Raw genomic sequence first — 13,930 nt, forward strand, 5'->3', positions numbered from 1 at the left:
GTGATATAAAAAACACTTTGTAATAATAGGTATTTTTTTATTTTTTGCAATATTGTTTAAACAATAGTCTATGAATGATTCTACTAGGCAAGACTTCTAAGGCTATATCAACTTATTTTTTCATACTCAAATAGTCGTTGTGTTGTAAGTTACGCAACGACATTTGTAGGTATTCATTTGAGTTTAGCTATTGAAGATAGACATGTTAACTTCTATTTTGACACAAAATTCATTCATTAAATTAAAGTGCTAATGGTTCTAAGCCTTTTACGATATCGTTAAATTCAGAGCCATTTAGCCAAAAAGATTTCTTTAAAAACAAGGTAGTCATAATACTTTCAGCATCGTCGCTGTTGGTATTTTCACAGAACAAACCATACTGACTGCCTAGGACGTTATTGTTTTCGATCAGGCGGATATAGTACGCATGTTGTTCATCTGCATAACCAAGAATTGCATCACGTTGAGTCGCCATTTTTATGTCTCCACATAGAAAATCATTCAATTAAGTGCATATTGTGATCAGAGAACTTATTCATAGAGATCAATACATTAGTAGAAAATTTTAGTTGAATATTTCATTCTAAGTTATTGATTTATGATAAGTATATTGAATATCTTCAGACTTCCATGTAAAACAAGATGGTTCAAAACTGATCGATAGCGTTATTGTTATGCAAAAATAAATTTACGTCAACTTGAATTTGTAACTTTTTCGAGTTATATTGATTTTACTGGTTTTATATAGCATACAGGATAAAAAATGACTAAAAAAGTGGAGTTTGAGCATGGAGGTGCTAGGGCAAATGCAGGGCGAAAGGCGCAGTTCAATGAGCCGACAAAAGTTATCCGTGTACCTGAATCTCAAGCTGATTTTATCAAAAATTGGTTACTCAAAAATTTCAAAAATGCGCAACAGAGTGACTTGTCTACCTCATTGAATATTCAAACTGTACAAGCAAAGAATGATAAAATTTATCAAATTCCCTTAGCAACAGAGCGTGTTGCAGCAGGGATGCCAGTTGCTGTTCAAGATACGATAGAACAGTCTTTGGACATGAATGAATATTTAATTCGCAATGAAAACTCAACATTTATTGTCAAAGCCAATTCTTTGTCTATGCTAGATGTAGGCATTGATATTGAGGATCCTTTGGTTGTTGATCGGAGTCTTTCTGCGAAATCTGGCGATATTATCATTGCACGAATAGACAATGATTTTACGGTGAAACGTTTGATGATCGATAAACAGTTTGATCCACCAAAAGTCTGGCTCAAAGCTGAAAATCCTGATTTTAAAAATATTTATATAGAAGAAGGACAAGAGTTTGAGATTTGGGGCGTTGTGACCTACAACTTAAAACCGATGCGCTAAATATTTCTATTTCATGGTTTTATCTTAATATTATTCTTTGATGATTCACGTTGATTATATTTTTTGTAGTCACTTTTTTAGTTTTATGTGCTGATTAACTGTGCCTAGTACGTCATTATTTGTCGTATTGGGTGTTTTTCAGCCTAGTATTCATCTCTATCTTAAATATAATAGATACTATAAACACGATGAGATCTAAGAATGAAAGATTTAAATACGATACGCGAAACTTTAAAAAATATTCAAAATCGACAAAATAAGAATCAAGCCATTTTTTTAATTGGCATGGTAGATTTAAATGATTTAGATATTTCATGGCTAATTGACGAAAACTATATTGAAATTGATGATGCAATTTCTTATTTAGATAATAAGGATACTGTTTTTATTAAAGATATAACTTTTAAGGGTAAGAAACTTTTATACCAGCTAAGTATTTAATTGATTGAATTTTTTTTAAAACATAAAATTTATTTTTTATCATAAGGTTAAGTGAAGATACTAATGAATTAAGTCGGTTTGAAATAACAAAAATGCTTTATTTGATCCAAATCAATTTTGATCAATTGATTTGGATTTTTATTTAAATCAATCAAACAGAGATGGATCCGTAAATTTGAACAACTCCTATAAGTGATATTCTGCTCCTCAAATGATGTTATAAACATCAATATATGGAGTATTTTATGGCACGTAGACCAAGAAGAAATCATTCAAATGATTTTAAAGCTAAGGTAGCACTTGCTGCGATTAAAGCAGAAAAAACACTTGCTGAATTGAGTGCTGAGTTTGATGTTCATCAAAACCAAATTATTGACTGGAAAAATCAATTGATCTCAGCTTCCTCGCAAGCTTTCGATCAATCAAAAGCTCCAACAGAACCACCCATCGATCTAAAAAAACTACATGCAAAAATCGGTGAGCAGGCATTAGAAATTGATTTTTTAGAAGGTGTGTTGAAGAAACTGGGCCGCTTCAACCACAAAAGTTAATCGACGACTCACTTCAGATTTCAGTATCTAAGCAAGCTAAGCTGCTGAAAGTCTCCCGTGGTTGTTATTACTATCGCCCAAAACCTGTGAGTGCATCAGATCTGAAGCTGATGCGATGTATTGATGAATTACATATGCAATATCCTTTTGCAGGCAGTCGTATGATGCGTGATTTGTTGAATCGTCAAGGACATCATATAGGACGACGTCATACACGTACTTTAATGAAGAAAATGGGTATTCAGGCGTTATATTGCAAACCAAATTTAAGCCAGGCTAATCAAGCTCACCGTAAATATCCATATCTGCTCAAAGGGTTGGCTATTCAGCGCAGTAATCAAGTGTGGTCTACGGATATAACGTATATCCCTATGGCAAAAGGCTTTGTTTATTTATGTGCTGTGATTGATTGGCATAGCCGCAAGGTACTTGCGCATAGGGTATCGATTAGTATGGAGGTGGATTTTTGTATTTCGGCTTTAAATGAAGCGATTGAAAAATATGGTCGACCTGAAATATTTAATACAGACCAAGGCAGCCAGTTTACCAGTGATGCATTTATTGATGTATTGAAATCAAATGGCATTCAAATCAGTATGGATGGTAAAGGTCGATGGGTAGATAATGTGATGGTTGAACGATTATGGCGGAGCGTTAAATATGAAGAGGTGTATCTCAAAGCTTATAGCAGTGTCACAGATGCGAAAAAGCAATTAAGTGCATATTTTGAGTTTTATAATTTGAAACGACCTCATTCGAGTCTAGACAAAATGACACCAAATGAGTTTTACTATGATCAGCTACCCCAACAAAACAAGGTGGCTTAACTAGAGCGGAATATCACTTATAAATACGCTTTTAGTTGTTCAAACAAGTGGGACCACCTCTAAACATCATTATAGATCGTTTTTTAAATGCGCTTTAAGTAGCAATTGCTTGTTTATTTCCTAATCTCACGTTAAATATAGATTGATAAAATTCAAAAATAAAAGGATTTAGAGTGAAAAGACCAAAGCATATTCACAAATCGGAATGGAAAGCGCGTTGTCAGTTGGCTGCACTGTATCGTTTGATTGCTTATTATAAAATGACGGATTTAATTGATACACACATTAGTCTGCGTGTTCCGGATGAACCCAATCATTTTTTGATTAATCGTTATGGTGTAACTTTTGATCAGATGACAGCATCAGATTTGGTTAAAATCGATCACGAAGGAAAGATCGTTGCTGACTATGATCAAGGGAAAATGGTCAATGTCGCAGGTTTTGTGATTCATTCTGCATTGCATCATGCGAGCGAAAATATTCACTGTGTAATACATACTCATACCGCAGATGGGATTGCAGTTTCTGCTCAGGAGAAAGGTTTACTCCCTTTATCACAACATGCGCTCAAGTTTTATAATAATATCGCGTACCATGAGTATGAGGGGATTGCATTTTCTACCGAAGAACGTGAGCGATTGGTGAATGATTTAGGCACACATCGTTGTATGATTTTGCGTAATCACGGGTTGTTGGCGACAGGGGACTCAATCGCACGAGCATTTCATGAGATTTATTTTTTGGAGCGAGCTTGCCAGATTCAAATCAAAGCAATGAGTAGTACTAAATTGCATTACCCAAATAAAGAAGTGTGTGAATATACGCTAAAACAATTTGAAAGTGATGCTGCGGAACCTATTATTCATGCTGCTTGGAATGCAGCTTTATCACTCATTAAAGATCAAAAGAAAGATTATTGTTCTTGATTCATTTTTCAGAACTTCGTTAGGGTCTGTTGACATTTCATAAATAGCTTGCGTTGTCGGCTAAAATTGAGCAGACGAGGCATGAAGTGCAAAGAATGGTGGTTCCATTTTTAAACTTCATAACGAAGTTTGCGATAATTTTAGCCACAACCCTTCGGGACTAGTGTATTTTTTGCTGCTACTTCGTTGTGAACTACTCACTTAGAATAACTAAGTTTCGTATTTCACGCCTAGTATCAGCTAAAAAATACACAAAGTCGCAAACATAGACGAATTGTCAACAGACCCTAATTCCCAGAACATAAAAAACCTCCATATTGGTATATGGAGGTTTTTCTTTACCAATGATGATTAGTTGTTGAGATCAAACCAAATGAATTGGCTATTTTCTTTAGCAACAATGGTAGCATCCTCATCAAATAGATAAGCATCACCTGGTTTTACGATTTGACCTGCAATATCAATTTCACCTTCAATCACATGTACATAGTTGAACTTTTGAGTTGCTTTGACTTCAAGTGAATGACCATTTTCCAAATACGCTGCTTTGATTTCAGCATTTTGGCGTATATGCATAGGTGCATTATCATTCGGTCCTGCAATCAATTGCCATTCATTCGGTGATTTTTTAGGATCACGTTCAATTTGTTGATAATCCGGTTCAGCATCACGTACATTTGGAATCACCCAGATTTGAAGCATATGTACAGCTTCATCTCCCTGATTCATTTCACTATGTTGTACACCTGTACCTGCGCTCATCAACTGCCATTCACCCGCATTGATATGGCGCTCATTACCCATGGTGTCTTTATGAGAAATTGTACCTTTGAGTACACAGGTCAAGATTTCCATATTGTCATGTGGATGAGTACCAAAGCCATTATGTGCAGCGATGGTGTCATCATTAATCACGCGCAATGAACCAACACCCATGTATTTAGGATCGTACCAACTCCCAAACGAAAAACTATGTTTGCTGTCTAACCAACCAATTTGGGCATGACCACGATTTTCACTGTGATGTAAGAATGTATTCATTTCAAATCTCCAATTCTTTATTTTTTAACTTGAGCTCAGTTTATGCTTTATATAATTGGGATAAAACCTTAAAAATACAACGTATCGTTCTGATTCTGAAATGATCAAAGATTGTATTGAATCAGCCTTTTTAGTTAAGGCTTTTGATAGATTTTATTTTGGCTTATTTTAATAAAAATTATGAACTTGCGATCAATTCGGGCAACCCAATAAAAAACCAGTGCCTTAACACTGGTTTTTTGATATGTACTGTAAATCAAAAATTATTCTAAGAATTTAACAGTAACACCAGACTTAACTTTTCGACCTAAATCATTGGCATCCCAGTTGGTTAAACGAATACAACCATGAGAAGCAGTTTTTGAAATTGCTGAAGGGTTCGGTGTACCGTGAATACCAAATGACTTTTTGCTTAAACCAATCCAGATATTACCTACAGGACCATTTGGACCAGGTGGTAATGACAATGGTTTACGGTTATTGCCTTGTAAGAAGTTACTTGGTGAATATCCATACCATGGATTTGGAGCTACACCTGTAACTTTATATGTACCTGTCGGAGAAGGTGTGTCTGAGCTACCAATTGTTGCTGGGAATGATCCAACCATCTGATTTTGTGCATTAAACAAATAAAGTTGTTTAGCACCTTTATGGGCAACAATTAAATGAATATTTTCAGGTAAGTCATTACGGATATTGGTGACAATGATTTTTTCACCCGCTTTTTTGAAAGTTGCTTTAGGATTTAATTTCTTTAAGAAATCCTCATCCATATGGAACTTTTCACCCAACATTTCTGTGACACGAGTGTAATACAACCCTTTCATTTTGGCTTGTAATGCGTAATCACGTGGGATTGAGGCTGCATATGGACCTTTTAGGTCAGCATCTGTCAATGTGTATTCAACAAAAGCAGGTTTATTACCTTGTTTAGCAATTAAAGCATCCCATGTTTCTTTGGTGAGTTCACCAGTCGGTTTAATTCCGTTCATTTGTTGGAATGAAGCAATTGCCTTTAAAGTATTCATACCGCTAGAGCCATCAATTGCACCTGGCGAAGCATGTGAGTTATTTAACATTACATGCGCGCGCGCATAGACAGGGAACTGTCCTTTACCGATATTTTCATACCATGACGCGTTGTTCATACCATCTAAAGTCCAAGAGGCTTTAGGTGCATTTGGATTGCTGGCTGTTTTTGCAGTAGCAGGAGCTGTCGTAGTGGTAGCCGTTGGTGCTTGAGCTGTTTCTGAGTTCTTAGACTCTGTTTGTTCTAAATTTTGCAGTGTATCTGCTGCTTTATTTAAATCTTGTTGCTCTTGCGGGCTAATCTGAGCCTCAACACTTGATGCTGAATTATCAATAGCAAGTGGATCAATTGGATCCTCTACAGGAGCTGCAACTTTTTTAGGTGTGAGAGGTTGCTCCGCCGTAGATGCAGCAAAAGCTGTACCTGTTAATAAACAGCTTAAACTCAAAGCAAGAATTGAGCGAACGAACATGTAAATCAACCTTAAGAATTATTCATAATGTATAACAAAAAATCCTAGCAAGTATTACAGAATTTAGAAGGTGTTGCAGTATTTGTTTTGTGTTGATCATTTTTTCCTATAGAAATTTTAACTCAAAGATGGTTTTGTTTTATTTTCGTATATGCATTTACAATTTAAATCAATCAAATAATCCATAAACTTTATCAATAAATAGTGCGTAGAAATGATTAAATCACAAGCCTTTTTGCTATGATGGGGAGAATTTAATTTTTAGATTGGGAAAGTAAATGACGACCTTAAAAAATGATCGCTTTCTACGTGCCTTATTGCGTGAGCCTGTAGATACAACACCAGTATGGATGATGCGACAAGCGGGACGTTATTTACCAGAATATCGTGCAACACGTGCGACAGCAGGTGACTTTCTTTCCCTTTGTAAAAATAATGATTTTGCTTGTGAAGTGACTTTGCAACCTTTGCGCCGTTACGATCTTGATGCTGCAATTCTATTTTCTGACATTTTAACAGTTCCAGATGCATTGGGTTTAGGGCTTTATTTTGAAACAGGTGAAGGTCCTAAATTTCACAAAACAGTGCGTACCGAACAAGATGTGGCGAATTTACCGAAATTCAATGCCAAGTCTGATCTTGATTATGTAATGAATGCTGTAACAACGATTCGCTCAGCGCTGGGTGGTCAAGTTCCTTTGATTGGTTTCTCAGGCAGCCCTTGGACATTGGCGACTTATATGATTGAGGGCGGTTCAAGTAAAGATTTCCGCTTTACCAAACAAATGATGTATGCCCAGCCAGAAGTTCTCCATGCTTTGTTAGATCGTTTAGCAGACGCTGTCATTGACTATTTAAATGCTCAAATTGATGCAGGTGCACAAGCAGTACAAATTTTTGATAGTTGGGGTGGTGCATTAGCACATCGTGAATATTTAGAATTTTCTTTGAAATACATGCAGAAAATCGTTGCAGGCTTAAAACGTGAAAATGAAGGGCGTAAAGTGCCTGTGATTTTATTCACCAAAGGCGGTGGTCAATGGTTAGAACCAATGGTTGCCACAGGGGCGGATGCTTTTGGTTTAGATTGGACGACACCATTGAATGTGGCGCGTCAAACAGTCAATGGTCGTGCGGCGCTACAAGGGAACTTAGACCCTGCAACATTATATGGATCGGCTGCAACAATTGAAAAAGCCACCAAAGCAATGTTAGACGATGCGTATGCCAATGGCGAAAAAACAGGTTATGTGGCGAACTTAGGTCATGGGATTACGCAATGGGTTGATCCTGAACGTCCGAAAGCGTTTATCGATACTGTACATGAATATAGCGCGAAATATTTAGGTTAATGGAATATCTAAAAGACCTATGTTGATATTTTCATGATCTATTTCAAATCATTATTTGAATTCCTTTATAAGGCAGCATCGGCTGCCTTATTTGGTATTTTATTGCTCATAGCTTTTGTGTTGACAGCGCATATGGAAAGCCATGAGTTTTATGGTTTCTTTCGCTATGACTATTTACTATTTTATGCCCTGATCATTCAAGTGTGTTTGCTCTATTTAAAACTTGAATCATGGTCAGAAGCCAAAGTCATTGCTTTATTTCATATCATGGCAATGGGGATGGAGATCTTTCTTACGCACCCACAAATTGCATCTTGGCAATATCCTCAACCTGCGGTTTTCAAATTATTAACAGTCCCTTTATTTGCTGGATTTATGTATTCAGCAGTGGGTAGTTTTTTTGCACGATCCTTACGACTCTATCAAGTTTCATTTTCAAAACTACCTAGTTTTGCCAATATGCTCAGTTTGGCAGTGTTGTCCTATATCAATTTTATGAGCAAGTTTTTTATTCCAGATTTTCGAAATTTACTTTTTTTATGGAGCGTTGTGATTTTTTGGAAAACCAAAATTCGCTTTGAATTACAACAACACCAATTTCAATTACCGATGCTTCCAGTGCTTCTTATTTTGGCATTCTTGATATGGATTGCAGAGAATATTAGTACCTTTTATAAAATTTGGTTATACCCAAGTCAAGTCGATGCTTGGCACATGGTCGGGTGGGGAAAACTAGGTTCTTGGTACTTATTGCTACTGTTAAGTCTCGTTTTAGTGCTCAAGATTCTTGGTATACGTACGAAAGGTGGTGATTGGTCACTAAATAAGTACAATAAATAGTCTTTGAATTGTCATATTTTGATTTGCTTATCTAAATTTATGTGATAAATCTAAACAGGTGTAATAGTGTTTACACAAAATTGAAAATAACAATTTACATATGTTGAGTTTAAAAATAATACATATGAAAATTCTGGAGAATTATATGTTAAAAAAAATCGCTTTAGCTGCTGTATTGGCTGCTGGTTCTAGTGTTGCAATGGCTGATCCAGATGTGGGTTGTGGTGTGGGTTCACAAGTGTGGGCAGGTCAATCTGGTAAAATTCCTAAAATTTTAGCTGCGACGACCAATGGTATTTTTACTAACCAATTACTCGGTATTACATTCGGTACTTTGGGTTGTAATGGCAATGGTAAAGTGACTGCACAAGCTGTAACGTTTACCAATGAAAACTCTGAAGCACTTGCTCGTGATATGGCTGTAGGTCAGGGTGAAAGCTTGAATGTTCTGGCTTCTTTATTAAACATCAAAGATGCAGATAAAGCGCATTTCAATGCTGTCGCTAAATCAAACTTCTCTAGTATTTATTCAGCTCAAAATCAAAATTCTCAACAAGTTCTTGCAGCACTTCAACAAGTAATGGCTCAAGATCAAGTATTAAAAGCTTACGTTTAATATAGAATCAACCCTGCCTTGTTGCAGGGTTTTTCTTGCCCAAATTTTATGAAACAAACGGTATTGGATACTGAATCTTTCAATATAAACATGAGAATTATATTTAAAATGGATTTATATTCATCCAATATCAACATGATATAACAACGAAAAATTGACGATTGAATGAAATATTTAGCATTGAGTTTAGCTGTAATCAGTACGTTTTCTACCATTCATGCTTATGCGGAATCTGTGGCTGTAGCTCCACAGACCATTGAGAATTATTTAAATATTGCTAAAGAAAAAAAAATAGATCAGCAAATTACATGGAAGCGTTTACTCTATGCAGAAGATTCACCACAGAGTGAAGTGAGTTATTCTGGTTATTTTCTCGCACAAGATGGGCGACAAAATATTCAACATGAACTGAATGTTGACATCGCGGCTTTATTTCAAAATGCAGAACCAAACCAATCGATTCGTTGTCGATTACCCGCACGTAGCCAGTGGCTGATGCAACAACTCAATATTCCCGAGTCGCAATTACCTAAAGTTGAATGCCCTGAATTTGATCAATGGTATAGTCAAATCAAACCCCATAAAGCTACATTGATTTATGCCACGGATTTTATGGGTAATCCAAGCTCTATGTTCGGTCATACATTATTACGTATAGATCCCAAAGACCAAAAAGAACTGAATTTGGTTTCTTATGCGGTCAATTATGCGGCTACTGTGAATAGCGAAGACAATTGGTCTTACGCATGGAAAGGGCTGATTGGTAAATATCCAGGCGAATATTCGTTGATGCCATATTATCGTAAAGTCAAAGAATATGGTGATTTTGAAAGTCGTGATCTCTGGGAATATGAACTCAATTTAAATCCTGAAGAAACAGCATTTTTGGTTAAACATATGTGGGAAATGCAAAAGGTCAGTTTTCCATACTATTTTGTCAGTGATAATTGTGCCTATCGTTTATTGGGTTTAATTGATTTGGTTCGTCCAAGCTCAAATTTACGTAAACAATTTACTTATGCCGCAATCCCAATTCAAACAATTAAAGCCATTGATCAAGAGGGTCTGATTAAAGAAACGGTATATCGTCCTGCTTTAGAAACGCAACTCAATTCTCAAGCAAAGCAACATGGTCATGCCTTAGCAAAAAAAGCCCATCAAGTTGCGATGTTAGAACCCAGTGCAATGCAATCGGCGATAGCCAGTTATACGGAAGCTGATCGTGCCAAAATTTTAGAAATGGCGTATGACGACTTGTACTTACAATTTGTTGCACGTCAAGTGGATAGCACATTTACGCAGCCACGTTTTAGGCAGTTATTGGGTTTACGTAGCCAAATTCAAATTGGAAAACAACGCCAAGAACCTCAGCGTCCTCAAGTTGATCCAGTGGATAGTCATGATTCACGTAAGTGGTCAGTTGAAGTGGGGGAGGTGCAGGGTGAAAAGTATATCGAGATTGGTCATCGCCAAGCTTATCACGAACTCAAAGACCCTCAAGGTGGCTTACGTACAGGGACGCAGTTGTTATTTTTAGATGGCACAGCACAATGGCGTGATGATCAACTCAAACTTGAAGAATTGAATTTACTTACGGTTAATTCATACAATCCAATTACACCGTTTAAAACTCCGATTACGTGGGGCTTTACATTAGGTTGGCAACAAGAAGCGCTTCAAAATGGTCAATTTAGTGAACATCAGCAACATGGTGTCGTGAGCAGCAAAGTGCAATCAGGTTATACCATTGCAGATGATGATCGAAAACACTTGTGCTATGCAGAATTGCAGACACAGCTACAAGCAGGAAGCTCTCTAGATAAAGGATGGAGAGTCGGCGTAGGTCCGACAGTGGGTTGTCAAAATCTTTGGATAGATCGTTTGAATAGTATTGTGCAAGTTGAATTGCCCTATTGGCAGGATTCAAGTCAGTGGAATTTAAGACTCAATAGCACTTTGCAATATTCATTAAATAAGCAAAATTCTTTAAATATCAATTGGGAATATCAGCAACAAAACCATTTGGATTGGCAAAAAATTGGTTTAGGTTTTGTGCATTATTTTTAAAGAATCTAAGAGTTAAATATGTATCACATCGATTTTCAGCAGACTTTAGAACAATTATATCAACAGCTTAAACAAATCGAAATTGCAGACCCTAGCACGTGGAATATTTCCACAAATGGTTCTATGCAACATTGGCAAGATATTATTAGCCAGATCGAAGATACATTAGAATCAGAAGTGTCTTGGTTCGATACGGAACATGATTTTAGTGAATATGATGTTTATAGCTTTATTGAACAGGCAATGCTACTTAAAGACTTTTGCCTTGAAATGACTTATCTATTACGTCTGAGTTATGATTTAGGTGTAGATCGTGAGCTTAGAGCTGAACTCTACCATACGATTTTAGATCTTTGGTTTGCCTATGCAGATCTATTGCTATTTATCCAGTCCGAAGATGAAACCTATAGCACGATAGCATTAAATTTAGATGTTGATTATAGCTTTGCACTATTACTGCTCAATTGCGCTATTGTGTTAGATCAAGGCGAGAGTGTTGTAAAAATCGTTGATGGATTATTGCATTATCAAAATGATCGTTTATTGGATATTCTGAGTTATCCATATTTTGAAAATCCTTCAATCAGTGAGGATTATCAGATCACTTATCCTTACCAACAGTTAGATTCAATTTTAAATACCACTGTTGATGAAAAGACAATTTCGACCTATTTAACCAAAATTGCTCAAGATCAAGAAAGTGGTCGATATTTTGAAAAGAAACGATTTCATAAATTAAGCGTACTGGGTCAATGGAGTTTTGAAGTGCTTGGCTTATGTGCTGTCTACCAAATTGCCCCTACTTTATTTAAAGACTTTAAGTCGATGCCTTATACATTTTGAAAATTTGCAATCATGTCTATTGAGTTTGCATGATTTTTACATATTGAAATAATTGATGATTTTTTGCCTATTGTTGATCAGGTTTAGCCAATGATTGGCATAATGCACCAGCGATAAAAATAAGATCAATGCTTCTGACAATTGACCAAAAAGCTTACAAAATTTAAAACATAAGTTAGCTACAGCACAATGTATGATCAAAAAGTTGTGGTGTGTGAATAAAAATAAAACCAATTCAAAGGAAATGTAATGTCCGCTTTAAATATTCCACAACTTGTCGCACCGATGATTCCTCGCACTTTATTCAGTGCTGAACATGAACAATTCCGTCAAACTGCACGGCGTTTCTTTGAAACTGAAATTGCACCACACAATGAAAAATGGGCAGCGCAGCAGCATTTAGACCGTAATTTATGGAATCGGGCAGGTGAATTAGGCTTGCTATGTTGCACGATGCCTGAAGAATATGGTGGCTCAGGTGTAGATCGTTTGTATTCAATGATTTTGATGGAAGAACAGGCACGCGTCGGGGATTCCGCATCAGGCTTTTCGCTACATTCGGATATTGTGGCAAATTACATTAACAACTTTGGAAATGAGCAACAAAAGCAAGATTGGTTGCCGAAAATGGCAACAGGTGAGGTGGTGGGTGCGATTGCGATGACTGAGCCGGGGACAGGTTCTGATTTACAAGCTTTGCGTACGACAGCAGTTGAAGATGGTGATGATTATATTATCAATGGTTCTAAGATTTTCATTACCAATGGTTATTTGTGCGATATGGCTGTGGTTGCGGTCAAAACAGGTAAGGGCGAGAGCGAAGCACAGAATGTATCTTTGGTGATAATCGAAGCATCCCGTGCAGGATTTACCAAAGGGAAACCATTGAAGAAAGTGGGTTTGCATGGTCAGGATACGTGCGAATTGTTCTTTGATAATGTGCGTATTCCAAAAAGTAATTTACTGGGTATGGAAGGCATGGGCTTTATCATGTTAATGAAAGAGTTAGCATGGGAACGGATGATGATTGGTATCATTTGTGCAGCAGGCGCAGAGTTTGCTTTGGCAAGTACAGTAGAGTATGTCAAACAGCGTAAAGCGTTTGGAAAACCTGTTTCTGCATTCCAAAATACTCGTTTTAAATTGGCGGAAATGCGTTCTGAAGTTCAAATTGCACGGACGTTTGTTGATCAGTGTATGCAGCTTGTTTTGAAGAATGAATTGTCAATTGAAGCCGCATGTACAGCGAAATATTGGGTATCTGATCTTGCCTGTAAAGTGGTCGATGAGTGTCTGCAATTGCATGGTGGCTATGGTTATATGATGGAATATCCAATTGCCCGTGCGTATTTGGATATGCGTCCAAATCGTATTTATGGTGGTACCAATGAAATCATGAAAGAGTTGATTTCACGGACGATTTAAATAGTGATAGGTCATCGTGACGGAGTCGTACTATTTCATTGGCAGATTTCAGATAGACCTTTGGTTCGACCTACTTTTGTTTCGGCAAAACTCGGCAGAAACTATCTCGAATATATACATCGCA

The 13,930-nt window shown here is 36.7% G+C and carries 13 protein-coding genes; 10 read left to right on the forward strand and 3 right to left on the reverse strand.

The annotated features are described in order from the left end of the window. Positions 1-241: 241 nt before the first annotated feature. Positions 242-475 (reverse strand): hypothetical protein, encoded by a 234-nt coding sequence (locus BEN71_RS07615; protein ID WP_068972834.1) that lies wholly within the window; start codon positions 473-475, stop codon positions 242-244. A gap of 288 nt (positions 476-763) precedes the next feature. Here BEN71_RS07615 and BEN71_RS07620 point away from each other — a divergent pair, with 288 nt between their 5' ends. The 4 genes from BEN71_RS07620 (at position 764) to BEN71_RS07635 (ending at position 4,120) form a co-directional block, all read left to right on the forward strand. Next, positions 764-1,375, forward strand: a complete 612-nt coding sequence (locus BEN71_RS07620) for a LexA family protein (protein WP_068972835.1) — start codon at positions 764-766, stop codon at positions 1,373-1,375. Between the two features lie 201 nt (positions 1,376-1,576). Then, entirely contained in the window at positions 1,577-1,816 is a 240-nt protein-coding gene (locus BEN71_RS07625) for a hypothetical protein (RefSeq protein WP_068972836.1), read from the forward strand. Positions 1,817-2,061: 245 nt separating this feature from the next. After that, positions 2,062-3,194 (forward strand): IS3-like element ISAba14 family transposase gene (locus tag BEN71_RS07630; RefSeq protein WP_223155595.1). Its coding sequence is split into 2 segments (ribosomal slippage): positions 2,062-2,314 and positions 2,314-3,194, totalling 1,134 coding nucleotides; the frame shifts between segments, so codons are not numbered across the junction. 173 nt (positions 3,195-3,367) lie between these two features. Continuing rightward, positions 3,368-4,120, forward strand: coding sequence for a class II aldolase/adducin family protein (locus BEN71_RS07635; RefSeq protein WP_068976119.1), 753 nt, complete (start codon positions 3,368-3,370; stop codon positions 4,118-4,120). Positions 4,121-4,471: 351 nt separating this feature from the next. Here the strand turns inward: BEN71_RS07635 and BEN71_RS07640 are convergent, their stop codons facing one another. Both BEN71_RS07640 and BEN71_RS07645 read right to left on the reverse strand, forming a co-directional pair. Next, entirely contained in the window at positions 4,472-5,161 is a 690-nt protein-coding gene (locus tag BEN71_RS07640; protein WP_068976118.1) for a pirin family protein, read from the reverse strand. 263 nt (positions 5,162-5,424) lie between these two features. Next, a complete protein-coding gene (locus BEN71_RS07645; protein WP_068976117.1) occupies positions 5,425-6,663 on the reverse strand; it encodes a L,D-transpeptidase family protein in 1,239 nt (412 codons plus the stop codon). Between the two features lie 278 nt (positions 6,664-6,941). On the opposite strand from BEN71_RS07645, the gene hemE reads away from it, so the two are divergent. The 6 genes from hemE to BEN71_RS07675 all read left to right on the forward strand — a co-directional run bounded on the left by hemE (position 6,942) and on the right by BEN71_RS07675 (position 13,806). Further along, positions 6,942-8,015, forward strand: coding sequence for a uroporphyrinogen decarboxylase (hemE, locus tag BEN71_RS07650; RefSeq protein WP_068976116.1), 1,074 nt, complete (start codon positions 6,942-6,944; stop codon positions 8,013-8,015). Positions 8,016-8,048: 33 nt separating this feature from the next. After that, on the forward strand, positions 8,049-8,855 hold the full coding sequence (locus BEN71_RS07655; protein ID WP_068976115.1) for a DUF817 family protein: 807 nt from the start codon (positions 8,049-8,051) through the stop codon (positions 8,853-8,855). A 145-nt stretch (positions 8,856-9,000) separates the two neighbouring features. Continuing rightward, positions 9,001-9,471, forward strand: a complete 471-nt coding sequence (locus BEN71_RS07660) for a DUF3015 family protein (RefSeq protein WP_068976114.1) — start codon at positions 9,001-9,003, stop codon at positions 9,469-9,471. A gap of 165 nt (positions 9,472-9,636) precedes the next feature. Beyond that, on the forward strand, positions 9,637-11,538 hold the full coding sequence (locus BEN71_RS07665; protein ID WP_068976113.1) for an Lnb N-terminal periplasmic domain-containing protein: 1,902 nt from the start codon (positions 9,637-9,639) through the stop codon (positions 11,536-11,538). Between the two features lie 18 nt (positions 11,539-11,556). Then, positions 11,557-12,381 (forward strand): PoNe immunity protein domain-containing protein, encoded by an 825-nt coding sequence (locus BEN71_RS07670; protein ID WP_068976112.1) that lies wholly within the window; start codon positions 11,557-11,559, stop codon positions 12,379-12,381. Between the two features lie 249 nt (positions 12,382-12,630). Then, the gene (locus tag BEN71_RS07675; RefSeq protein ID WP_068976111.1) at positions 12,631-13,806 is read left to right on the forward strand and encodes an acyl-CoA dehydrogenase family protein; all 1,176 of its coding nucleotides are present in this window, start codon (positions 12,631-12,633) and stop codon (positions 13,804-13,806) included. The last annotated feature ends 124 nt before the right edge of the window (positions 13,807-13,930 follow it).

It is taken from the genome of Acinetobacter wuhouensis (assembly GCF_001696605.3).
In the GTDB taxonomy this organism is placed as follows: domain Bacteria; phylum Pseudomonadota; class Gammaproteobacteria; order Pseudomonadales; family Moraxellaceae; genus Acinetobacter; species Acinetobacter wuhouensis.